General features: G+C 61.1%; 9 protein-coding genes and 1 pseudogene. 6 read left to right on the top strand and 4 right to left on the bottom strand.

What is annotated here, in order from left to right; genetic code table 11:
- The first annotated feature begins 4 nt into the window (after positions 1 to 4).
- Positions 5 to 547, top strand: coding sequence for an acyl-CoA thioesterase (locus JFT66_RS23085; RefSeq protein ID WP_034120087.1), 543 nt, complete (start codon positions 5 to 7; stop codon positions 545 to 547).
- A 13-nt stretch (positions 548 to 560) separates the two neighbouring features.
- Here the strand turns inward: JFT66_RS23085 and pvdP are convergent, their stop codons facing one another.
- Positions 561 to 2,189: a pyoverdine maturation tyrosinase PvdP gene (gene pvdP, locus JFT66_RS23080; protein WP_198860241.1), complete on the bottom strand. Its 1,629-nt coding sequence runs from the start codon at positions 2,187 to 2,189 to the stop codon at positions 561 to 563.
- Between the two features lie 142 nt (positions 2,190 to 2,331).
- Between pvdP and pvdM the strand changes: the two genes are divergently transcribed.
- The 3 genes and pseudogenes from pvdM (at position 2,332) to pvdO (ending at position 4,962) form a co-directional block, all read left to right on the top strand.
- On the top strand, positions 2,332 to 3,681 hold the full coding sequence (pvdM, locus tag JFT66_RS23075) for a pyoverdine-tailoring dipeptidase-like protein PvdM (protein WP_198860240.1): 1,350 nt from the start codon (positions 2,332 to 2,334) through the stop codon (positions 3,679 to 3,681).
- Positions 3,682 to 3,729: 48 nt separating this feature from the next.
- Positions 3,730 to 4,062: pseudogene (locus JFT66_RS23070) on the top strand (aminotransferase class V-fold PLP-dependent enzyme); the annotation flags it as partial.
- A gap of 30 nt (positions 4,063 to 4,092) precedes the next feature.
- Positions 4,093 to 4,962 carry a dihydropyoverdine dehydrogenase gene (pvdO, locus tag JFT66_RS23065; RefSeq protein ID WP_198860239.1) on the top strand — a complete coding sequence of 290 codons (870 nt, stop codon included), beginning with the start codon at positions 4,093 to 4,095 and terminating at the stop codon, positions 4,960 to 4,962.
- 135 nt (positions 4,963 to 5,097) lie between these two features.
- Here the strand turns inward: pvdO and JFT66_RS23060 are convergent, their stop codons facing one another.
- A complete protein-coding gene (locus JFT66_RS23060; protein ID WP_198860238.1) occupies positions 5,098 to 5,925 on the bottom strand; it encodes a formyltransferase family protein in 828 nt (275 codons plus the stop codon).
- A 202-nt stretch (positions 5,926 to 6,127) separates the two neighbouring features.
- Here JFT66_RS23060 and JFT66_RS23055 point away from each other — a divergent pair, with 202 nt between their 5' ends.
- Positions 6,128 to 7,780: a cyclic peptide export ABC transporter gene (locus tag JFT66_RS23055; protein ID WP_198860237.1), complete on the top strand. Its 1,653-nt coding sequence runs from the start codon at positions 6,128 to 6,130 to the stop codon at positions 7,778 to 7,780.
- Positions 7,781 to 7,887: 107 nt separating this feature from the next.
- A complete protein-coding gene (locus tag JFT66_RS23050; protein ID WP_198860236.1) occupies positions 7,888 to 10,323 on the top strand; it encodes a TonB-dependent siderophore receptor in 2,436 nt (811 codons plus the stop codon).
- Positions 10,324 to 10,466: 143 nt separating this feature from the next.
- Here JFT66_RS23050 and JFT66_RS23045 read toward each other — a convergent pair whose 3' ends face one another.
- The gene (locus JFT66_RS23045) at positions 10,467 to 14,597 is read right to left on the bottom strand and encodes an amino acid adenylation domain-containing protein (protein ID WP_198860235.1); all 4,131 of its coding nucleotides are present in this window, start codon (positions 14,595 to 14,597) and stop codon (positions 10,467 to 10,469) included.
- Positions 14,597 to 25,615, bottom strand: a complete 11,019-nt coding sequence (locus tag JFT66_RS23040; RefSeq protein ID WP_198860234.1) for a non-ribosomal peptide synthase/polyketide synthase — start codon at positions 25,613 to 25,615, stop codon at positions 14,597 to 14,599. Before JFT66_RS23040 ends, JFT66_RS23045 begins: the two co-directional genes overlap by 1 nt.
- Positions 25,616 to 25,617 lie beyond the last annotated feature (2 nt).

The following is a 25,617-nucleotide window of genomic DNA, read 5'->3' as shown; positions in this document are numbered from 1 at the left end:
TTTAATGAATCTCTGGTTTCGATTACTGCATATGCTCCTGCGTCGCCCCTGGCGCAAACCGGTACATGGTCTGGACACCACCGTGGTGCGCATGCGGGTCTGGCCGCTGGATCTGGACCTCAACCGGCATGTCACCAACGGCCGGTATTTCACCCTGGCGGATGTGGCGCGCATGGATTTTGTCTTGCGCACTGGCGCCTTCCGCGTGGCGCTGCGCCACAAGGCAATGCCGATCGTGGGGGATACCTGGGGTAAATTTCGCCGGGAATTGAAGCTATTCGAGGTGTTCGACGTGCACACCCGCATGCTCGGCTGGGACCACAAGTGGAGCCTGATGGAACACCGTTTCGTCAGTAATGGCCGGGTGGTCGGCGTGGTGGTGATGCGCGGGCTGTTTCGCTCTGCCAAGGGCACCCTGCCCCCGGCCGAATTTGTACGGGAGCTGGGCTTGGATGAGACCTCGCCAGCGATGCCGCAATGGCTGAGTGACTGGGCGCGCAGTTGCGATGAAATGAGTGTGCAACTGCGGGAAGAGGAACAGCTTTAGGGCAACACCGCACTTAGGTATCGCGCTTGACCTTTAAATGCCGCGCATACCAGGGCCGCTGCGGTACGCGTTTGAACAAGCCCTTGAGCAGTTCTTCGTCGGCGCTGAAGGTAATGCGCAGGGCCAGCTTCATGATTTCCGGGTCCATTTCCATCGAGCGCCCTTGTTGCAGCCCCGGCGTGGTGCTGCAACCGTGGGTGTCCGGGCCCAGCCATGGATCGCCCACTTCAACCCAGCGGCCCGGTGCAAACCAGGCCACGCCGTTGACCTCCATCCGGTTCACCTCGCCTGGGTTGAAGCGTTCGTGGGCGCGAAACCAGTCTTCGATGCGGTCATCGATCCAGCCATGGAAGTGCCAGAACACCGGGTTCACGTGGGATGAAAACGGGTCGCCGAGGAAGTCGTTCTCCGGCGCATACCAACGGGCGGCAAAGTCTGCCGGGTCACGGGCAAACGGCACCGGCGCACCGTTGGAGGGGTCGCGGGGCACCGAGGCCCAGCGCATGTGCAGCCAGTCGTGCAGACCCAGCTCCATCTCCGAGCCCAACTGGCCCAGGGTCAACTTGGCCAGGTAACGCGGGTCGCGGTATTGGGATTCCCAGACCTGGAAGTTGCTGTGATAAGTCTCGGCCGCCTTGATATCGCTGACCCACTGGGTGTATTCGGCGTCATCCGGTGCGGCCCAACAGGGCGGCAGCGCGAAGCCGTCGTGATTGTCGAAGTAACGCACAAAACCCAGGCGATCGCGCTCCAGCGGCGGTTGCGGCTCGGGGAATTGCGGCCAGGAGGGCAAATCCTGCAGGGAGCGTGCGGTGCCGAGCATATGGCGGTGCATGAAGAAAAAGTCGATGCCCGAGCCGTTGCGATCCTTGCGCTTGCCGCGGGCATCGCGCTCCTGGCCACGGGGCCCGGGCTGCCAGCCGACGCCGCGCAGGGCGTCACGTTTTTCTTCGGAGAGCTTGTGCCACTGGTCGCGGGTGGCGTGCCACAACTGGTGAAACAAGCGGTGCTCGGGAGAAATCAGCCAGGCCAGCAAGGTCGGGTTAAGGCCAATGCGCTGGCGGGCTTCGGGGAACAGCTGCTTGTGGGCGATAAAACGGTTGTCGCGTTCGGTCAGGGCCAAGGGCCGCTCGAGGTCGAGAATCTGCCCGCTGAGGGTGGCGCTGCCGGCATTGCCAAAGGCGGCCCAGACTTCATCGAGGATCATCTTGAACTCATAGGCGGGCACGCCGGCCGGCGCATCGCGGTCGATCAACCGCCAATAGAGCACGGCGCCCTCGCCCGTCAGCAGATTGCCCAATACGCGGTAGCGCGGTTCGCCGTCGACGCGCAGGTTCTCGGCAGTGTCCAGGTAACCGCGCAGGCCACGGCCACGGGGGGCGATATCGAGCAGCAACTCCAAACCCTGCAGGGGCAGGCCCTTGAGGCCGGCATCGCGGCCTTCCAGGCGCAGGCTCCAGACGCCGCGCAGGGTGTTCGCCAAGTGCTGGCCCTGGGTGTCGGCCAGGTCGACCGTGGCTTCGCCGGGGGTGATAGGAAATTCTTCTTCCCGCGTCAGCTCGCGATGGGCATAAAAGGCCGCCGGCACGGCCGCGCCGGTCAGCGCCAGGCCTGCGATGAACCCACGTCGAGAGATTGTCATTGTCTACCTTAGGAAACGGCTTAATCAGAGCTAGAACGTTTGCAGCCCGATGAAATTTACCGCCACACCACCGCCACCTAAATTTCCCCCGCCATCGCTCGTTCTTCCCTGATAGCAAAGGCCTCAACTGACTGAGATGGCAATGACAAAATCACGTTCGAAAAAGGCGCTGTATCTCGGCCTGCCGTTGGCCCTGGCGATCGGCGCCGGGGCCGGCTTTCTGGTCTGGAATCAGTGGTTCAAGGGCAATGCCGGCTACCCGCTGGAGGTGATCAAGCAAGCCAATGAAATGCAGGATCGCCTGTTGTCGTTCGACAGCCACATCACCCTGCCCCTGGATTTCGGCACGGCTGGCAACGAGGCCGACAAGGATGGCAGCGGTCAGTTCGACCTGGCCAAGGCGGCGCGTGGCCGATTGTCTGGCGCCGCGCTGACCATCTTCGGCTGGCCGGAAATCTGGAACGGCCCCAACGCCCCGCACAAGCCCACCGACGGTTTTGTCGAAGAGGCCCGCCATGAGCAGGAAGTGCGCTACAAGATTATCTCCGGCATGGTCCGCGACTTTCCCAACCAGGTGGGCATCGCCTACACCCCGGATGATATGCGGCGCCTGCACGGTGAAGGCAAGTTCGCGATCTTTATCAGCATGCTCAACGCCTACCCCCTGGGCAATGACCTGAACCAGCTCGACCTGTGGGCCGCACGCGGCATGCGCATGTTCGGTTTCAGCTACATCGGCAATAACGCCTGGTCTGACTCGTCGCGTCCGCTGCCGTTTTTCAATGACTCAGTCGACTCCCTCGAGGGCCTGTCGCCCATCGGCCAACAAGCGGTGCATCGCCTGAATGACCTGGGGGTGATCATCGACGTGTCGCAGATGTCGACCAAGGCCCTGGAGCAGGTCGCGCAATTGAGCCGCACCCCAATGGTGGCGTCCCACTCGGCACCACGGGCCTCGGTGGATATCCCGCGCAACCTCAGCGACAAGGAACTGCAACTGATCAAGAACAGCGGCGGCGTGGTGCAGGTGGTGGGGTTCCCCGCGTATCTGCGGCCCTTGAGCCAACCGACCCAGGACAAGCTCAACGCGCTGCGCACGCGCTTCGACCTGCCGCCGCTGCCCAACCTGGCCATGGCCTTGATGCCCGGCGATGCAATCATTGCCGCCTGGCCAGAGCAACGGTTCGGCCAATACGCCAGCGCGCTGTACGGCATCCTTGAAGAAGAACCCAAGGCCACCCTCAAGGACCTGGGAGACGCCATCGACTACACCGTGCGCAAGATCGGCATCGACCACGTCGGCATCGCCTCGGACTTCAACGACGGCGGCGGCCTCAAGGGCTGGGAGAACGTCGGCGAGGTGCGCAACGTCACCGCCGAACTGATCCAGCGCGGCTACTCCGAAGCCGATATTGCCAAGCTGTGGGGAGGCAACTTCCTGCGCGTGTGGGACCAGGTACAAAAAGCCGCCAAGCCATTGGCCAATCGCTAATGACCACGAAGTAAGTCCATGACCGACCGCCGTACATTTCTCAAGCAGGCCGACGAAGCCTTCAAGCTGCACCTGCAGTTGGGCAAGGCGCCGGTGCAGGCGCGCATCCATGCCCTCAACACCGAACTGAAGGACCAGTTGCTGGCCCGCCCGCAGATCGAACTGGTCACGCCGCGCAGCCCCGAGCTGTCGGCGGGCTTCACCTTCTTCCGGGTCAAGGGCCAGGACAGCGATGCAGTCGCGGCCTACCTGATGAAAAACCGTGTGGTGGTGGACGCGGTCGATCGGGACGTCGGCCCGGTGATTCGTACCTCGCCCGGCCTGCTCAACAGCTCGGATGAGATCCAGCGCTTCATGACCTTGCTGAGCCAGCGGTTATGACCCCTTTTTTCCTTTGAACGAGATGCCCACATGACTCCATCCCGACTCAACCCGCTCACCGCCCTGGCACTCACGGCCCTGTGCGGCGCGCTGCTGCCCAACCTGGCCCAGGCCGCCCCACAACCGGGCAAGGTCTTCAAGGATTGCAAGGACTGCCCGGAAATGGTGGTACTGCCCGCAGGCACCTTCACCATGGGCACCCCCGAAGACGAAGTCGGCCGCGAGCCCGACGAAGGCCCGATGCATGAAGTGACCTTCGCCAAGCCCTTCGCCATGAGCCGCTTCCATATCACCGCTGGCGAATGGGACAGCTACGTACGCCAGACCGGTGTAAAGATCGCCGATGGCGACACCCGCCCCGGCCGCGAATGCATCGCCAGCAAACCACGCTACCCCCAGGGCCCACGCCAGCCGGCGGTGTGCATGGACATGGATGACATCAAGCAATACGTGAGTTGGCTGTCGAAGAAGACCGGGCAGAAGTACCACATGGTCAGCGAAGCCCAGCGCGAATACGCCGCTCGCGCCGGCACTACCGGACCGTTCCCTTTCCCGTTCGATGAGGGCAAGGGCTACAGCATCGCCAAGCACGCCAACACCTACGGGCCGGCGGATGGCTACAGCTATTCGTCGCCGGTAGGCAGCTACCCGCCAAATGCGTTTGGCATGTATGACATGCATGGCAATGTGTATGAGCGGGTGGCTGATTGCGAGCACCCGAACTACGTCGGCGCGCCGACTGATGGCAGTGCGTGGGTGGAGCCCAACTGTGAGGCGTATCAGATTCGCGGAAATGACTGGGGTGAGGCTCCGGTGTTTTCGCGCTCGGGGAATCGCAATAACATTTATCCGCAGACCCGTGGGGACTGGATTGGCTTTCGGGTAGTGCGCGATCTCTGATCACGCAGTAGATCCAATGTGGGAGGGGGCTTGCTCCCGATAGCGGTGTGTCAGTCATCCATGCATTGACTGACATACCCTCATCGGGAGCAAGCCCCCTCCCACATTTAGATGCCATGCACCAGGAAGATTGTTTCAGCCTTGTTTGGCCAACAGCTCCAAGCCTTCGTGCAACGCCGGGAACAGACTGTTATTGAAGTTGTTCCAGCGCAGCTCGAGGATGGTGTCCTCGGGTGAAATCTCTGTCTTGAGCACGTCGTGGAACACTTCACCGGAGTCGATACCGTTATCCACGTAATGGAACGACGCACCGGTCAGGTACAGCGGTTCGCACGGTTGCGTCTGCCTGGTAGCCCAATCGATAACAGCCTGCCCACGCGCACCGTACAACGCATTCCAGGTGGCGTAGGCACCGCGGCGCTCGTAAGGCGATTCGATGCGAGTGATGCCTGGGTGGATGTTCATGATGCGGCGGGCAAACGGCGCGCCCGGGCGGACCAGCTCGTCGAGGATCACCAGCAGGCCATCCAGCACCACGATATCGGCCTTCAGCTCTACCAGAGTGTCATGCAGGCGTCGTTCGAAATCCTGCTTGCCGGCAACATGTTCAGCGCTGCCCCGTAGCAGGCGACGATAGGTGGACGGGACGCTCAGCAGCAGGTCGTTGACCAACTTGCCCTGTACACGCAAATCCGCCGGGTACAGCCACTGGCGACCCGGCTTGCAGGCAAAGCCATAGTCCGCCACCAACTGCTGGTCCCGTGGGTTTTGCTCATCATCGTCATACACCACACCCACCAGGTTGTAAGCCTCGCCCAACGGCGTGTCATTGAGCGAGCCCACCACAAACTCCAGCACCGACTTCATGTAGCGCTCGTGGTCCTTGTAGGCCACCGGCTGCCCGGCCTTGTCGGCGGCGGCATTTCTCAGGGACCAGACATACACCAGGTTCTTTTTCGTCATTTGTTTTGCTCTCGCTGAAAGGGCCACGCACGGCGTCAATACACCTGCGCCTACAGAACAAGAACGAACCAGGCCCCGGGCAATTTATCGGTCACTGCCACCGCCCGGCACGCCGAGCTAAATAGTCACGCCGGCGCTTCGTTTGTCATGGGTAAGGGTCTGTGTGCCCAGCCCCCTCTTTTTCACTTTCCGGGAAGTATTTATGACCGACCCCAAGCGCGGCGCCTTCAAAGGTTTGCTCGCATTGCTCAGGCCCTTTCGCACCATTGTGACGGTCTCCATTGCCTTGGGCATGGCCGGCGGCCTGGCCATCACCTTGCTGCTGGCGACCATCAACAATGCCCTGCATTCGGAGGGCGGCATGACGCACGGTGTGATCCTGACCTTTGCTGCGCTGTGCGTACTCGCCCTGATCAGCTCGATCGTGTCGGATATCGGTACCAACTACGTTGGCCAGCGCATCATCGCCGCACTGCGTAAGGATCTGGGAGAGAAGGTGCTGTCAGCGCCCATCGAGCAAATCGAACGCTACCGTACCCACAAACTGATCCCGGTGTTGACTCACGACGTCGACACCATCAGTGATTTCTCCTTTTCTTTCACCCCATTGGCCATCGCCAGCACTGTCACCCTGGGCTGCCTGGGATACCTGGCGTACCTGTCGGTACCGATGTTCCTGATGATGGTCGTGGCGATTCTGATCGGCACGTCTGTGCAGTACGTCGCGCGCTCTGCAGGGATCAAGGGGTTTGAAGCGGCTCGCGACCAGGAAGATGAGCTGCAACGCTACTACACCGCAATTGCCTCTGGCGCAAAGGAGTTGCGCATGCACAGGCCTCGCCGCTACCGGATGAATACCCATCGAATCCAGGCCACTGCTGATCGCATCAGCGATATCCAGGTTCGCTCGGTGAACATCTTCATTGTCGCCAAGACCTTCGGCTCCATGCTGTTCTTCGTGGTCATCGGCTTGGCGCTGGCTTTCCAGGCCTATAACCCGAACCCCGACCCAGCCGTGATCACCGGTTTTGTGCTGGTGCTGCTGTATATGAAGGGGCCGCTTGAGCATGTGGTCACCGCGCTGCCGATCGTCAGTCGCGCGCAGATCGCGTTTTCGCGCATCGCCGAACTGTCCGACCGCTTCTCGTCCCCCGAGCCGCACTTGCTACTCGAAGACAGCGAAGCCCCAGAACCAGTGGTACACAGCCTGGAATTGCGCGACGTGAGCTACAGCCCTCCACCGGTGGAAGGCAGCGAGCCGTTCCACCTGGGGCCTGTCAACCTGACCATCAAGCAAGGCGATATCGTGTTTATCGTCGGCGAGAACGGCTGCGGCAAAACTACGCTGATCAAGCTGCTGCTGGGCCTTTATCAGCCGCAGTCCGGTGAGATCCACCTCAACGGCGAAGCCGTGATTGCCCCTACCCGCGATGATTACCGCCAGTTGTTCACAACCGTATTCGCCGACTACTACCTGTTTGACGACCTGGTCCAGGGCGGCGGTCAACAATCGATGGACAGTGCGGCCCAATACCTGGAACGCCTGGAAATTGCGCACAAAGTCACCATCAAGGATGGCTCATTCAGCACCACCGACCTGTCCACCGGGCAGCGCAAGCGTCTCGCCCTGGTCAATGCCTGGCTGGAGGAGCGCCCGGTGCTGGTGTTCGACGAATGGGCTGCGGACCAGGATCCGGCTTTCCGCAGGATCTTCTATACGGAGTTGTTGCCGGATCTCAAGCGCTTGGGCAAGACCATCATCGTCATCAGCCACGACGACCGCTATTTCGATATCGCTGACAAACTGGTGCGTCTGCGTGCGGGCAAGGTAGTCCACGAAATGGAGCCTGCTTGAATTTTTTCCGGTTTTGCGCAGAAGAAACGTCTCACAGGAGTTAATGAGAACCAAACCCAATAAATACCTATAATCTGCCAACCAAAAATAGTGGAGAGAACGCATTCATGTCCGTACGACTCGGTCTCAGCCCCCTGAGCAAAGCGCTGTCCATGCGGCGGGCCATGAGCTTTAACTTGAAACCGTGCGCGCTTGCTGTTGCGGTCTCGCTGCCCATCGCCGGTTATGTACAAGCCCAGGAGATCGACGTCAACATTCCTGCCCAGCCGCTGGGGGCGGCGCTGCAGGAGTTTGGTCGCCAGACCAATTTGCAGGTGCTCTATAGCCCGACGGATGTGCAAGGCAAGAACAGCAATGCCGTAAAGGGCAAGTTGGCACCAACCCGGGCTATCGCCGCTCTGCTCCAGAACACCGGCGTCACTTACGGCCTGCAGGGCACCACCATTACCATTGCAGCCACTGCCGGTGAATCTTCGACGCTGGAACTGGGTGCGACCCAGGTCACTACTAACCAGCTGGGTACGGTGACTGAAGATTCAGGCTCCTATACACCGGGCACCATCGCCACCGCCACGCGGATGGTGCTGACCCCGCGTGAAACACCTCAGTCGATCAGCGTGATCACCCGCCAGCACATGGATGATTTTGCGCTTACCTCTATCGATGATGTGATGCGCCATACGCCAGGCGTCACCGTATCGAGACTGGACAGCGAGCGGACGCAATACTTCGCACGTGGATTCTCGATCGAGAACTTTCAATATGACGGCATCCCTACCCTGCGTAACGCAGCTTATTCGTCGGGCCAGACGCTCACTGACATGGCGATCTATGACCGCGTTGAAGTACTCAAGGGTGCCAATGGCTTGTTGTCGGGCGCCGGGGCCCCTGGGGCAACGCTCAACCTGATCCGTAAAAAGCCAACCAAGGACTTCAAGGCGAGTCTCGATTTGGGTGCGGGCAGCTGGGATAACTACCGCTCCCAGGTGGACGTCAGTGGCCCACTCACGGAAAGCGGCAACATCCGCGGTCGTGCGGTGGCCGCGTACCAGGACAAGCACTCGTTCCTGGACCACTATGAACGCAAGACCAACGTGTATTTCGGCACGATTGAAGCCGACCTCAGCGAAGATACCCTGCTGACTGTCGGTTTCGATTACCAGAACAGCGACCCCTCCGGCGCAGGCTGGGCGGGTAGCCGTCCTTTGTTTGACCGCAGCGGTAACCGCATCGACGTAAAGCGCTCGTTTAACAGCGCCGCCAAGTGGAGCAGCTGGCAGCAGTTCACCCAAAGTGCATTCGCCACGCTGGAGCACCAATTCGCCAACGACTGGGTGGTGAAGGGCCAATACACCCATCAATTCAGCGGTTATGACGCACAGATGGGGTCGATCCAGGCGGGCCCTTTCCCTGCGACCGGCCTGTCGACACTCTATGCAAACAAATTCACCGGCGATACCCGCGCCGACTCCGGCGATATCTACGCCAGCGGCCCGTTCAGCCTGGGCGGGCGTGAACACGAGCTGGTGGTGGGCGTTTCTGCGTCGAACTCCCACTGGAAAGGTAAAAATTACGCCGCCCCCATTCACGCCAATGGTCGCATCGTCGATTTCTGGAACTTCGACGGTGACTTCCCGAAACCGGACTGGGGCGCGGTGACCGACAGATTCGATGAAACCACCCGGCAAACTGCAGGCTACGCGACTGCACGCTTGAACCTCACGGATGATTTGAAAGTCATTCTCGGCAGTCGTGTGGCCAACTATTGGCTGACAGGCACCAGCGACAGCACGGAAACCGGCAAACTGATTCCCTACGTCGGCACCACTTACGACCTCAACGACAACTTCACCGCTTACGCCAACTACACCGAAATCTTCTACCCGCAGACGGCACGCGACCGGAACAACAAGGTGCTGGAACCAGACGAAGGCAAGAACTACGAACTGGGTGTGAAAGGCGAGTTCTTCAACGGTGGGCTGAACACCAGCCTGGCCTATTTCGAAGTGCATGAGTCCAACCGTGCGGAATCTGACGCCGAATACAACGCCAACCCGACCAACCCAGCGATCAAGGACGCCTCCAGGGGCATCAAAGCCAAGACCAAAGGCTTTGAAGCCGAGTTGTCCGGTGAGCTGGCACCTGGCTGGCAAGCCCAGGCGGGCTATACCCACAAAGTCATCCGCGACGAGCACGGTAATAAAGCCTCAACCCTGGAGCCCCAGGATCAGATCAGCTTCTTCACCACGTACAAGCTCACAGGGCCGCTGGACCGCTTGACCATCGGCGGCGGCGCTCGCTGGCAGGGTAAAACCTGGCAATCGGTCTACAACAGCGCGAAATTCCAATCCGAAGACGTTCGCCAGGAAGCCTACTGGGTGGTCGACGCCATGGCCAAATACCAGTTCACCGACAACGTCTCTACGACACTGAACGTCAACAACCTGTTCGACAAGTATTACCTCACCAACATCGGCTTCTTCAACACGGGCTATTACGGCGACCCACGCAACGTCATGCTGACCACACGCGTGGACTTCTGACCCCGGCAGGTACCGCCTGAACAACCCAGCCCCCGCCATTCGGCGGGGGTTTTGTTTGGGCCCGGACACTCTGGCCACTGCCCGCACGCTCAATAAAAACACCGGCGCGGGGCCGGTGTTCGAGGGGAAAAACCCGCCGCAAACTAACGTCTGGCGCGCTTGACTGCGGATACGAACGAGGCAATGAACTCAGGGTTGTGGACGATCTTGTCATGGGTCGTATCGATCACCACCGAAGCCTGAACACCATGGCCAATGCCCTCCTCAAGCGCCGTACTGATCACCTGGCGGTCCACTTCAGACTTGCTTTGAGCGGCCCACCAACAGCTCACCGGTGCGGCAATGCGCACGTAGTCGGCCTCTTTCAAGCGCTCATCCAGCGTAAGTTTCAACGCCCACGAAACATCCAGCTCCCCACCCTGTTGCAACTCACTGCGCAGACGGGTGAACGTTTCGCCCAGGGACGAATCTGCCCAGTCACAGAACACTGCCCATTGTTGATCAGCAGCGACGCCGGCGTGTTCGATATCCTGCCAGGCGTGTGTAATGGCCTGCGCAGCATCAGGGAACATCACCGCCAGCAGTTCCACGCGCCGCTCCAGGAACGTATCGCTGGTTGCCAATAACTCGGCAGCGGGGATCGAGGGTTTTTCCCTGTCCCAGAACGCCTTGACGCGCAACGGTGGCGGCGCGTCGATACAGCCCACGAACGCGACTTCGGCGCCCTGCTCTTCCAGAAACGCCGCCACCTGCAACGCCAGATTACCCCCCAGTGACCACCCTCCAAGGTAATACGGCCCCTGCGGCTGAACAGCCTGGATCTGCCGGGCATACTCGTCGACCATCGCATCCCAAGCCGGCACCTCGCTCTGCGGGTCGATCAGTGCACGGCAAATGATGCCGCGTACCGGCATGTCCACACGCAACGCCATACCAATGGCTTTATAGCAGTGCGCCGAACCGAAGCTTGGATGAAACAGGAACAATGACGGGTCAGCCTGGTGGCCGTTCAGATCAACGATCAGCGAGTGCTGGCGTTCATCCGGTGTATCGCTTGCCAGCGCCCTGACGGTGGGCCGGGTCATCAGTTGGTTGACCGTGAGTACCAGCCCGCAGTGAACAGCCAAGCGCTCCTTCACCACCAGCAGCAGCAGCGAATGCCCGCCCAGCTCGAAGAAATTATCGTCAAGACCGACGCGCTCAACACCCAGCACTTGCTGCCAGACCTGCGCGACCTGCTGTTCCAACGCAGTGAGCGGTGGCGCATAGTCGCGTTGCCCTGTACCCGCTTCAGGCCGCGGTAGCGCCTTGCGCTCCAGTTTGCCGTTGGGGCTGAGCGGCATGTTCTCCAGCAGCACCCATTGGGCCGGCACCATAAAGCTCGGCAGGTGTATGGATAAATGCGCGGCAAGGCCTTCACGCCACTGTGGCCCAGCCTCTTCAAGCACCACATAGCCGACCAGTTGAGTGCCATCCAGCGCCACGACTGCCGCTTCACGCACCGTTTGATGTTCCAGCAGGCGCGCCTCGATTTCACCCAACTCGATACGCAGGCCACGCAGTTTGACTTGATGATCGATACGCCCGGCGTACTCGATCACCCCATCAGGGCGATAACGCGCCAGGTCGCCGGTACGGTACATCCGTTGCCCGGCCCCGAAAGGGCTCGCGACAAAACGCTCGGCGGTCAACACTGGCCGGCGGTGGTACCCGCGCGCCAGCCCCTTGCCCGCCAGGTATAACTCGCCCAGTACCCCGATTGGCACAGGCTCCAGGTTAGCGTCCAGGATATGGCAAGCCAGGTTCGCGATGGGTTTGCCAATGGGCACGGCATCCTTGCCCTCATCGACACAGGTCCAGTGGGTCACGTCGATGGCTGCTTCCGTGGGGCCGTAGAGGTTGTACAAGCTGGCCTGCGGTAACTTCGCAAAGACCTGTTGCTGCGCATCGACGGGGAGCGCTTCACCACTGCAGATGATGCGCTCCACACTGGTACAAGCCCCCACTTGGCCGTCCTGCAAGAAGGCTTGCAGCATCGACGGTACAAAGTGCAGCGTCGTGACACCTTCGCGCATGATCAGCTCGACCAGCTTGGTCGGATCGCGATGATCGCCGGGCGCCGCCACCACCAGCCGGGCGCCGCTGAGCAAGGGCCAGAAGAATTCCCACACCGACACATCAAAGCTGAACGGTGTCTTCTGCAGCACCGTATCACTGGCGCCCAATGCATAGGCGTGTTGCATCCAGCACAGGCGATTCTTCAGGGCCGAGTAACTGTTCCCCGCGCCTTTGGGCTTGCCGGTCGAACCGGAGGTGTAGATCACATAGGCAAGGTTCTCGCCGTTGATCGCCACGCCGGGGTTCGCCTCGCTGTAGGTTTTGAGCCAGGCGTCATCGCAATCCAGGTCAATACGCAGCACATTGCCAACCGGCGGCAGGCTCACGTGTGACTGGCTCAACAGCAGCTCTACCGCACTGTCCTCAAGCATGTAGGCCTGACGCTCCTGGGGATACTCCGGGTCCACAGGAACATAGGCTCCCCCGGCCTTGAGGATCGCCATCAAGGCGACGACCATCTCCACCGAGCGCTCCATCGCCACGCCCACCAGGCTGTCGGGGCCGACACCACGGGCGATCAAGGCATGGGCCAGGCGGTTTGCGCGCTGGTTCAGGGCCGCGTAGGTCAATTGCTCTGTACCAAACACCAGGGCGGGCCGGTTGGGGGTACGCTCGGCGTGCTCTTCAAAGCAATGATGCACCGCCTGCTCAAGAGAATAATCGGTGGCGGTGGCATTCCAGTCATCGACGATCTGCCGACGCTCTTGGGCATCCAACAGTGCCAGCGAGTGGATTGAAGCCTGCGGCGTTGCAATCATTGCCTTCAACAGGCGCTGCCAGTGATGCGCCATGCGTTCGATGGTGGTCGCGTCGAACAGGTCGGTCGCGTAACCAAATGAAGCCTGGATACTCGAACCCTCCTCGGAGACGTTCAAGCTGAGGTCGAACTGCGCCGTGCGGCTCTCCCAATCCAGCCCTTCCAGCACGAGACTGGAGGCCTGCGCCACGCTGGCGCTGCCGGCACCACGATTCTGATGATTGAACATGACCTGGAACAACGGGCTGTAACTCAAGCTGCGTTCCGGACGGAGCGCTTCAACCAATTGTTCGAAGGGCAAATCCTGGTGCGCCTGGGCCTCCAATACGCGCTGACGGGCCTGGTGCAACAGCGTCAGAACCGTGGTGTGTTCGTCCACATCGGCCTTCATCACCTGAGTATTGACGAAGAACCCGATCAGACGCTGCGTCTCCACCCGATTGCGGTTCGCGGTCGGCACACCGACACGGATATCCTGCTGCCCGCTATAGCGATACAGCAACGCCTGAAAGGAGGCCAGCAGCAACATGAAACTGGTCGCCCCTTCGCGCTGGGCCAAGGCCCTGACATCAGTAGCCAGTTGGTCATCCAGCATCAGGTCCAGGGACGCTCCACGATAACTCTGTACTGCCGGACGCGGGCGATCCAACGGCAACTCCAGCACCGGTTGTTCACCCGCGAGCAGGTTGCACCAGTATTCCAGTTGGCGTTCCTTCTCCCCGGCTTCCATCCAACTGCGTTGCCATATGGCGTAGTCCGCGTACTGGATCGGCAAGGCCGGCAAGTCAATCCCCTGCCCGAGGCTGAGGGCGGTATACGCCTGTACCACTTCTTGCACCATGACGTGCATCGACCCGCCGTCAGAGATGATGTGGTGCTGCACCAGCACCAGCACGTGATCCTCCTCTGCCAGGCGCAGCAAAGTGATGCGTAACAGCGGGCCTTGCTCCAGGTCGAAGGGCCGCGCAATTTCCTGTTCGACACGCGCCTTCAGGCGGTCTTCATCAATGTCCTCAGGTTCCAGTACCACAGGAAGTCCGGGTAGCACCTGCTGCTGCGTGATCTCACCGACCCGACGGAACCGCGTGCGCAGGCTTTCGTGGCGCCCGATCAGGTATTCAAAGCTCTCCCGTAACGCGGCAATATCCAGGCGGCCCTTGAGTCGCAAGGCGCTGGGAATATGATAAGCCGCGCTCTGCGGGTCCAACTGCCAGAGAAACCACTGACGCTCCTGGGCATACGAAAGCGGCAAGGCAGCGGCCTCAAGCCGCACTTGCGGGATAGGCAGGTTCGCTGGCGACACGCCCTCCTGCAGCATCCTCTGCAGATAGACCTTGCGCTGTTCAAGCCCCAGCCCGATAAAGCGCTTCATGATTTTCTGGGCCATCTGGCTATCCATTACACCTCCTCCATTTCGTCGAGGAGCGAATCCAGGAACGACAGTTTTTCTGTGCTGACACCGCTGCCCTGCCCCTGCAGGAGGTCTGCCAGCTGCTTGAACTGGGCATGCTGGAACAGCTCATGCACGCTGATCTTCACCCCCAACTCCAACTGAATGCGCGACATCACATTGATCACCAATAGCGAATGCCCGCCCAGCTCGAAGAAATTGTCATTGAGCCCCACTTGCTCGACGTCCAGCACGTCCTGCCAGATCGCCGCCAACTGCTTCTCAAGGTCGCTTTGAGGTGCCACATACTCGCTTTGCGAGACGTGGTTGCCAGGCTCCGGCAACGCTTTGCGATCCAGCTTTCCACTGGGGCTGAGCGGCATGCCGGGCAGGCGCACAAAGTACTTGGGCACCATGTAGTCCGGCAGTTGTGCCTGCAGGGTATCGCGCAACGCCTGGCTGTGCTCGGCCTCGTCCGGAGCGGACGGCTGGGCAACGTAGTAGCCAATCAACTGGCCGCCGCCGCTGCCCGGGCGCAGAATCACTTCGGCCTGCGCCACTTGCGCCTGGAGCAGCAGCAACGCGCAGATTTCCTCCAGCTCAACACGGAAGCCGCGAATCTTGATCTGCTGATCCAGGCGGCCCAGGTACTCCAAGGCGCCATCATCGCCCCAGCGCACGCGGTCGCCGGTGCGGTACAAGCGCGCTCCCGCGCTGCCGAATGGGTCGGCGATAAAGCGCTCGGCCGACAACCCCGGTCGCCCGAGATAACCGCGCGCCAAGCCTTCTCCGCCGACGCACAGCTCTGCGGCAACGCCGACAGGCACCGGGTTCAGGTCACCGTCCAACACCCGGCAGACCACATTGCCCAACGGCCGGCCAATCGGCGAACGCGCGCCATCTTCCAGGGAGCATGGCCACCAGGTTGCATTGATCGTCGTTTCCGTCGGGCCGTAACGGTTGTGCAGCACCACGGCCGGAAGGGTCCGCAGGATCTGGTTGCGCAGGTCCGCACTCAGCGCTTCACCGCCTGAGAACAATCGGCGCACACGCGTACATTGCGCAACACCCGGCGTATCCATGAACAATTGCAGCAATGAGGGGACGAAGTGCAACGTGGTCACGCCGAATGCCTGGATCAACTCCATCAGGCGCACCGGGTCTCGGTGTTCGCCCGGCGCCGCTATGACCAGGCGGCTGCCGCTGATCAATGGCCAGAAACACTCCCACACCGATACGTCAAAACTCATCGGTGCCTTTTGCAGCAGCACATCGTCGGCCTGCAAGTCGTAGGTTTCCTGCATCCACGCCAGGCGTTGTGCCAACGCTTGGTGAGTCACACCCACGCCTTTGGGGTTGCCAGTGGTGCCTGAGGTGTAAATCACATACATCAGGTTCTGGCCGCTCACCGCCACCTGTGGATCTGTTTCGTCGCTGTCATTCAACCAGGCTTGATCACCTTCCAGGCTCAGGCACTGCACGCCCTCGGCCGGTGGCAAGTCCAGATGCGACTGAGTCAGCAGCCATTTTACGCCACTGTCCTTGAGCATGTAGGCCAGGCGCTCTTGCGGATAGTCCACGTCAAGCGGTACGTAGGCACCGCCGGCTTTGAGGATCGCCAGCAAACCCGCGAGCATGTCGAAGGAGCGCTCCAGTGCGATACCCACCAGCGAATCGGGGCCAACGCCTTGCTTTATCAACCCGTGCGCCAGGCGGTTGGCACGTCGGTTCAAGGCGTCATAGGTCAATTGCTGATCGGCAAAGATCGCCGCTGTTGCCTGCGGCGTACGCCGTACCTGCTGTTCGAATTGGTGCTGGACAAGGCTGCGTGGAGCGTCATTGAGCACGCCATTGCCTTGCGCCATCAGCGCCAGGTGCTCCGGTTCGGTCAATAACGTCAATTGCGCCAGCGCGTCCTGAGGCCTGGCAACCATTGCCATGATCAGATGCAGCAAGTGCTGGTGCAGGCGCATGACCGTGGCGGCCTCAACCTGGCCAAGGTCATAGGTGTAGTGCAGGCTCAGCGTTTCACCGGAACCGACGGCAATCGACAACGGATAGTGCGTCTGCTCGCGACTCTTCACCTCACCGAAGCGAACTCCCAACGGGGCGCCCTGCTCCAGCACCTCTGATACCGGGTAGTTCTCAAACACCAGAATGGTGTCGAACAACGCCTCACCGCCCAATCCGGCCAGGCGTTGCAGCTCGAACAGCGGTGTGTGCTCGTGCTCGCGCAAGGCCAGGTTCTGTTGCTGGATTTGCTGCATCCAGTGCGCCGCCGTCATATCGGGCCGAGGCGTTGCCACAACCGGCAAGGTATTGATGAACAACCCGACCTGCTGCTCAACGCCGCGCAGATCTGCGGGGCGTCCCGAGACGGTGGCACCGAAGGCGACGGTGTCCTGCCCGGTGTAACGTTGCAGCAGCAGTAGCCAGGCCGATTGCACCAGGGTGTTGAGCGTGATCTTCTGACCCTGGGCAAAGGCCTTGAGCCTGGCCATCTGCGCTGCATCCAGCTCATGCGCATATTCACCCAGACCAGACGCCGCTTGATCCTTATTGCGCGCCAGCGCCTGGAACAGCCGTGTCGGTTCATCCAGGTTGGCCAGTTGCGTCTGCCAGAAGGCTTCGCGCAGGGTTTTATCCTGGGCATGCAACCACTCGATAAAGTCGCGGTAACGCGTGACCTGGGCTTGCGGAACAACGCCTGCGTAACGTTCCAGCACTTCACCGAGCAATTGGGAACTGCTCCAGCCATCCATCAGAATATGGTGGCTGGTGTAGATCAGCTGACAACGCTGGGGCCCGGTATGGGCCAGCGCGATACGCACCAACGGCGGGTTCTCCAGGTTGAACCCTTGCACGCGCTGCGCGTCGGCCAGACGGTCCAGCATCTGTTGCTGCCCGGGGCCTTCAGGGCATTCGGTTTCGATAAACGGCAACTGCACGTGGCGATGCACCACTTGCAACGGATGCTCCAGGCCGCCATGCCAGATAAAGCCAGTACGCAGGATGTCATGGTTATCCAGTGCCGCTTGCCAGGCATCGCGGAAACGCGGAACGTCCAGGCCCTCTACATCCACGCGCATCTGGTTGACGTAATCGCCCGCCTGCGGTTCATACAGCGCGTGAAACAACATGCCTTGCTGCATGGGCGACAACGGATACACGTCCTCGACGCCCGCCAGCTCAAACCCGTCCAGTTGCGCCTGGGTAAGCGCGGCCAGCGGGAAGTCGGACGGCGTCACCCCCTGATGGGATGACAGGCAGCAATGCTCGATCAGTTGTTTGAGTTCCTGCGCATACGCGTCAGCCAGACGCTGCACCGTGGCCTCACTGAACATTTCACGGCTGAAGCTCCAACTCAGGTTCAGTTCACCGCCATAAACCTGGCCGTTGATCTCCAGCCAGTTACCCAACTGGGCCTGTTCGCTTTGCTCAGGCCCGGCCTCCTCGCCCGTCGGGGTAAAAAAGGCCGCCGCTTCATCCTCCTCGAAGGTGCCGTCAAACTGGCCCAAATAGTTGAACGTGATCCGTGGCTGCGCGAGGCCGCTCAACACCTGCTGCGCATGCTCATCGCCCAGGTAGCGCAGCGCGCCGAAACCGATGCCTTTGTCTGGCACCGCGCGTAACTGCTCCTTGATGCCCTTGATCGAATCCGCCAGGGTCGCCGCCGGCGTCAGCGCCAGTGGGTACATGCTGGTGAACCAGCCGACAGTGCGAGTCAGGTCCACATCGTCGAACAGGTCTTCACGGCCATGCCCTTCCAGCTTGACCAACAGTGAATCACCACCTGTCCAGCGCGTAATCACACGGGACAAGGCGGTCAACAGCAGGTCGTTGACCTGGGTGCGATACGCCGCTGGTGCCTCTTGCAACAGGCGACGGGTAAAGGACTGGTCGAGGTGGGTGGCGACGGAAATTGCCAATGCGTTATGCAGGCCACCCTGTGGGTTATCGCACGGCAAACCGGCATCGGCGCCCTGCAACTGTGTTTGCCAGAATCGCAGTTCCTCCTGCAAAGCCGGGCTCTGCGCATGGGCCTGCAAGCGTTTTGCCCAGGCTTGGGTCGAACTGGTCTTGGCCGGCAATGCAACGGCCTGCCCGCTTTGAAGTTGGGTGTAGGCGGTCTGCAGGTCCTCCAGCAGAATGCGCCACGACACGCCGTCCACCACCAAGTGGTGGATCACCAGCAGCAGCCGCTGAGAGGCATCCGGCAATTCAACCAGCACCGCACGCATCAACGGCCCCTCGGCCAGGTCCAGGCTGCGCTGTGCCTCCAGACCTAGGGGCTCAAGTGCGCTAACAGTCTCCAGAGGCCTGTGCCAGAGCAGATTGTCGTGCGACGCAACACCACGATACTCAGCCTTCCAACTGCCCGCTGACGAGCTGAAGCTCAAGCGCAATGCGTCGTGATGCTCAATCAACGCCAACAAGGCGGCGTTCAATGTAGCTACATCCAGCTGCACACCCGGGCGCAGCACCACGGACTGGTTCCAGTGGTGACGCTCGGCAATGTCCTCCTGGAAAAAGTACTGATGAATCGGCAACAGCAGTGCTTCACCGGTGGCCAGCCCTTGCTCGATGATGAGCCCCTGCCCTCCGGTCTGGGCGACCGTTGCCAGGCTCTGCACCGTCTGGTGCTGGAACAGATCCTTGGGGGTGAAACGAATACCGGCCTGCCGTGCGCGGCTGACCACCTGGATGGAAATGATCGAGTCGCCCCCCAGCTCGAAGAAGTTGTCATTCAAGCCCACACGCGGCAGGCGCAATACATCGGCCCAGAGGCTGGCAATCTGCTGTTCCAGCGCATTTTGCGGGGCCACATACACCTGCTGCAATTGGCTGGCATCCGGCTGCGGCAAGCCCTTGCGGTCGAGCTTGCCGTTGGGCGTCAGCGGCATTTGCGCCAGGAACATGAAGTGCGCAGGCACCATGTAATCCGGCAGGCGCACCTTCAGTGCGCGACGCAAGGCGTCACGAAATTCAACCTCGTTGACCTGGGCGGATACAGGCACCACATAGGCCACCAGCTGCTTGCCGCTGGGCCCTTCCTGGGCGACCACCACGGTTTCACCGACGCTGTCCTGTTCGCGCAGGCGCGCTTCGATTTCCCCCAGCTCAATGCGGAAACCGCGGATTTTAACTTGGTGATCGACACGGCCAAGGTAATCCACCACGCCATCCGGGCGGCCACGGGTCAGGTCGCCGCTGCGATAGACGCGGCTGCCAGGTTTACCGAAGGGGTCGGGCACGAAGCGTTCGGCGGTGAGTGCCGGACGCTCCAGGTAACCACGCGCCACACCCTCGCCGCCCAGGTACAACTCGCCCGCGACGCCAATGGGTTGCAGGTTGAGCTGAGCATCCAGCACGTAACCGCTGCGGTTGCCCAACAAGGTGCCAATGGGCGCGTAGACGGCGCCGCATGGATCGCCACGGCGGGCTTTCCACAGCAACGGCGTGACAACGGTTTCGGTAGGACCGTAACCATTGAACAGATAGGTCGGCTTCAATGCGCGCCATGCCAGGTCATAGCTGGCTTGTGCCACCGCATCACCGCCAAAGCAGTAGACCCGCACCGCAGGCGGGTTACCATCGCGCTCGGCATGCTCGGCCAACTGTTGCAGATACACCGGCGGAAACACAGCCATCGTGACGTTATGGCGGTGCATCTGCGCATAGGTGTATTCGGGCAACCACAGGCTGTCATCACGGATCAACACGCTCGCGCCATTGATCAGCGGGTGCATCCAACCTTCGTGGGAGCCGTCGAAGGCGAACGACATGAAGTGCAATTCACAATCGCTCGGCGACGTTTCATAGCGTTCGCCGGTAGCGATGATGTGTGCGACCAATGGACCATGGGCAACCGCCACACCTTTGGGCATACCGGTGGAACCAGAGGTGTAGATCACGTAGGCGAGGTTGTCACCCTCGAGCCTGACATTCGGTGCTGCATCACTGAAATCCGCCCACGTTTCGGTACGATCAATGGTCAGCATCTGCATGCCGTCGGGGACCGGCAGCTGCGCTAACGCACGGGTGTGGGTGAGCAGCAGCTGTGCACGGCTGTCCTGCATCATGTACAGCAAGCGATCACGCGGGTATTCGATATCCAGCGGCACGTAGACGCCACCGGCCTTGAGCACCGCAAGGAACGCCACCATGATGTCGGCGCTGCGCGGCATGGCGATGGCCACGCGTACTTCGGGGCCGATGCCACGGGCGATCAAGGCATGGGCCAGGCGATTGGCCTGGCGGTCGAGCTCGCCGTAGGTCAGGGTTTGCGCGTCAAATTTCACCGCGATGGCTGCCGGATTCTCGCGGGCACGGTCGGCCACCAACTCGTGTACCAGGCGCTGGGCCGAGAAGCCAGAGTCCGTGCGATTCCAAAGCTGCAGAATGTGCTGCTGCTCTTCAACGTCGAGCAGGTTCAACTGGCCAATACCTTGCTGCTGATCGGCAACCATTGCCTGCAACAGGTTTTGCCAATGGCGTGCCATGCGCTCGATGGTGGCGGCTTCAAACAGATCGGTGCTGTAGCCCAGGGAGGCCCAGAGCCCGTCACGACTGTCGTGAGCATCCAGGTCAAGATCAAAGTGAGCCGTGCGGGTTTCCCAGTTGATGTTTTCGAAACGCAGGTGCGCAAGCGTCGGCGCATCGACGGTGGGCCCGTCGGTCTGGTAATTGAACATCACCTGGAACAGCGGGTTGAGGCTCAGGCTGCGCTCCGGTTGCAGCGCCTCCACCAGTTGCTCGAACGGCAGGTCCTGATGGGCCTGGGCTTCCAAGGCGCGCTGTCGGACCTGGGCGAGTAACTCACGCACGGTGGTGTGCCCGTCAATGTCGGCCTTGAGCACTTGGGTATTGACGAAAAAGCCGATCAGGCGCTCGGTCTCGGCCCGGTTGCGATTGGCAATCGGCACACCGACGCGCACGTCTTGCTGGCCGCTGTAGCGGTGCAACAGGGCTTGGAAGGACGCCAGCAGCAGCATAAACATCGTCACGCCCTGAGCCTGGGCCAAGTCTTTGAGGCCGGCAGTGAGCGAGGCCGGCAACAGCACCTCCAGACGCGCACCACGATGGCTCTGCTGAGCCGGCCGCTGGTGATCGAACGGCAGCTCGAGGACCGGCTGCTCCCCGCCCAACAGGTCGCGCCAATAGCTCAGTTGCCGCTGCTGCTCACCCGCTTCCATCCAGTCGCGCTGCCACAAGGCATAGTCGACGTACTGGATCGGCATGCCCGGTAGCTGCACGTCCTGGCCTTGGCTGTAGGCCGCATACAGTTGCATCAACTCATCGACCATGACCTGCATCGACCCGCCATCGGAAACGATGTGGTGCTGCACCAGCACCAGTACATGCTCATCCGCAGACAGGCGCAGCACGGTCACGCGCAACAGCGGCCCCTGCTGCAGATTGAACAGCTTTGCAATTTCGGCTTCGACCCGCATTTGCACAGTGGCCTCTTCCACCTCGGCAAACACGATAGAGACCGGGGCGAACGCTTGAATGACTTGCACGGCCCCCTCGTCCGTCTGCTGTATATGCGTGCGCAGACTTTCATGCCGCGCCACCAGGGTGTCGAAGCTGCGCTGCAAGGCAGCGATATCGAGTGGGCCGTGCAGGCGCAATGCGCTGGGGATATGGTAAGCAGCGCTGTCAGGGTCCAGTTGCCATAGGAACCATTGGCGTTCCTGGGCATACGACAACCGCAACGGCTGATCACGACTCACCGCTCGCATCGGCGGTGCCGACGGCGCTGCGTGCGCCGCGTCAGCCACCACGCTGGCCACAAAGCCTTGCAGACGCGGCTGCTCGAACAGGCTGCGCAGCGGCACATCGTGGCCAAGCAACTGACGCAACTGCGAGATGACTCGCATCGCCAGCAACGAGTGCCCACCCATCTCAAAGAAATGGTCGGTCAACCCTACTCGCTCGGCCCCCAGGACCTTGGCCCACACGGCCGCCACCTGCTGTTCAAGCGCGGTCACCGGTGCGACCCATGCCTGCTGCAACTGGCTGGCATCGGGTTTGGGCAGGGCTTGGCGGTCGAGCTTTCCATTGGGGTTGAGCGGCATGCGTTCCAGGAACATCAGATGCGCGGGCACCATGTAATCCGGCAGTTGCTCGCGTAGCACGCTTTTAAGCGCGTCGGCGTCTTGCGGGTCGGCCACCAGATAGGCAACCAGTTGGTTATCGGCCGCCAGAACCAGGGCTTCACGCACGCCATCCTGGGCCAGCAACAGCGCTTCGATTTCTCCCAGCTCAATGCGAAAACCGCGAATTTTTACCTGATGGTCTACTCGGCCGACGTACTCGATAACACCATCGGCGCGGTAGCGCGCAAGGTCGCCGGTGCGGTACAGGCGCTCGCCACTGCCACCCAATGGGGCCGGCACAAAGCGGTCAGCGGTCAGCCCCGGACGGTTCAGATAAGCACGGGCCAGGCCGCATTCACTGCCGATATACAACTCGCCCACCGCGCCCAATGGCGCCAGGTTCAGGTCGCGATCCAGCACATACAGCCCCCGGCCCGGCAGTGCGCGGCCAATCGGACTGGCGGTGGCACCAACGCCGTCATCGCCTGACATGCAGTCCAGCACGCTCGAAACCACAGTAGCTTCGGTCGGGCCGTAGGTGTTGAGCAACCGTACATGGCCGAGGCCGGCTTTCAACCATTGCGCCGGCCCGTCCAGCGGCATCGCTTCACCGCCGATATGAACCTGACGCAGCGCACCGTACGAACGCGGCCCCGCCGCCAGGCAGTCCAACAGGAACAGGTTCCAATAGGCGGTCGGCAAGTCGGCCAGGGTAATGCGCTGGGCGATGATTTCAGCGTATAGCCGTGCGCTGTCCCACAACTCGGCACCGCGTAAGACCACGGTGGCACCGTGGGTCAATGCCGGGTAAAGCTGCTCGACGAAGCCGTCGAAGTTCAGGGTCGAGAATTGCAGCACGCGATCATCAGGCACCAGGCGTGAATAACCGGCGGCGATGCTGGAAAACTCGGTCAGCGCCGCATGATTGATCGCCACACCCTTGGGCTTGCCGGTGGAACCGGAGGTGTAGATCACATAGGCGAGGTTCTGCGGGGCCACTGTCACCTGTGGATCATCTTGCGCACAGCGCTGCAACGCCGCTTCGGCGCGATCTATATCCAACCGTGCCACACCAGCAGGCAACGCCAGTTGCTGTGTGGATTGGCACAGCACCAAACGCACGTCACTGTCTTGCAACATGTGCAACAGGCGTTCGCGCGGGTATTGCGGGTCGAGCGGCACATACGCACCACCAGCCTTGAGGACCGCCAACAGGCTGATGACCATGGCAAACGAGCGCTCTACCGCGACGCCGATCATCACCTCGGGGCCGGTGCCCTGGCTGATCAGGTAATGGGCCAGCCGGTTGGCCTGGTGATTCAGGTCGGCATACGTGAGCGACTGACCGTCAAGGCACAACGCAACAGCGTGCGGCCGTTGCTGCGCCTGGGCTTCAAACAGACCATGAACGCAGCTTGCGCTTTCAAACGCAGCGGCACTGTTGTTCCAGTGATCCAGCAGTTGTCGCTGCTCTTGGCCGGCCAACATCGCCACTTGGTCGATACGCCACTGCGCACCATCGGCCAGCGTGCGCAACAGGGTTTGCCAGTGCTGCGCCATGCGCTCCACGGTGGCCGCTTCAAACAGGTCGGTGGCGTACGTCCACGAAGCCCAGAGGCCTTGATCGGTTTCCTCGGTGTCCAGGCTCAGGTCGAACTGGGTGCTTTGCTCTTCAAACGCAAGGGGCTGCACTGCCAGGCCCGGCAATTGGTGTTTGCCAGCCGGTTTTCGCGCTTGGACCTGATGATTGAACATCACCTGGAACAACGGGTTATGGCTCAGGCTGCGTTCAGGTTGCAGCGCCTCCACCAGTTGCTCGAACGGCAGGTCCTGGTGGTTCTGGGCCTCCAGCGAACGCTGTTTGACCTGGGCCAGCAACTGACTGAATGTCATTTGCCCATCGATATCAGCCTTGATCACCTGGGTATTGACGAAGAAGCCGATCAGGCCCTCGGTCTCGCCACGGTTTCGGTTGGCGTTCGGCACGCCCACGCGGATATCGGATTGGCCGCTGTAGCGATACAACAGGGTCTGGAACGAGGCCAGCAACAGCATGAACAGGGTCACGCCCTCGCGTTGCGCCAAGGCCCTGAGGCTGGCGGCCAGCGCCGGCTCCAGCGCGACATCATGGCGCGCGCCCCGATAACTCTGCCGGGCTGGGCGCGGATGGTCCAAAGGCAACTCCAATACCGGTTGCGTGCCGCCCAACTGTTCGCACCAATAACCCAGCTGACGCGCTTTCTCTCCGGCTTCCATCCAGCTGCGCTGCCACAGAGCATAGTCCGCATACTGGATCGACAACGGCGCCAGCTGACATTCAAGGCCTTGGCTGAAAGCAGCGTAGAACTGCATCAGCTCTTGCACCATGATCCCCATTGACCAGCCATCCGAGACAATGTGGTGTTGCACCAGCACCAGCACATGTTCCTCTTCGCCCAGATGCAGCAAGCTCAACCGCAATAGAGGCCCGTGCTGCAAGTCGAATGGCCGCGTAATTTCTGCCTGCACGCTGGCCTGCAACTGCGCTTCGTTCACTGCGCGCTCAGCCATCGCTATGTGCGTATGTTCCAGCACCACTTGGGAACGGCTTTCGCCCTCCAGATTCAGACGCGTGCGCAAGCTTTCATGGCGCGCCAGCAAGCTGTCGAAACTGCGCTGCAACGCTTGCTTGTCCAAAGTGCCGGTGAGGCGCAGTACGCCCGGAATATGATAAGCGGCACTGTCAGGGTCCAGTTGCCAGAGAAACCACTGGCGCTCCTGGGCATAGGACAGCGGCGTGGCCTGGCCGGCCTCGCGCACCGAGACGATCGGCAATTGCGCAAAGCTCATGCCACGGCTTTGCAGGCGTTGGTAAAACTGCTGGCGTTGTTCCAGAGGCAGGCGAAGAAAGCGCGAGACCAGATCAGTATTCGGGTTGGAAAGCATGG

It is taken from the genome of Pseudomonas sp. MF6755, assembly GCF_016405635.1.
In the GTDB taxonomy this organism is placed as follows: Bacteria; Pseudomonadota; Gammaproteobacteria; order Pseudomonadales; family Pseudomonadaceae; genus Aquipseudomonas; species Aquipseudomonas haemolytica.
This window is presented reverse-complemented; position numbering and strand designations above follow the sequence as displayed.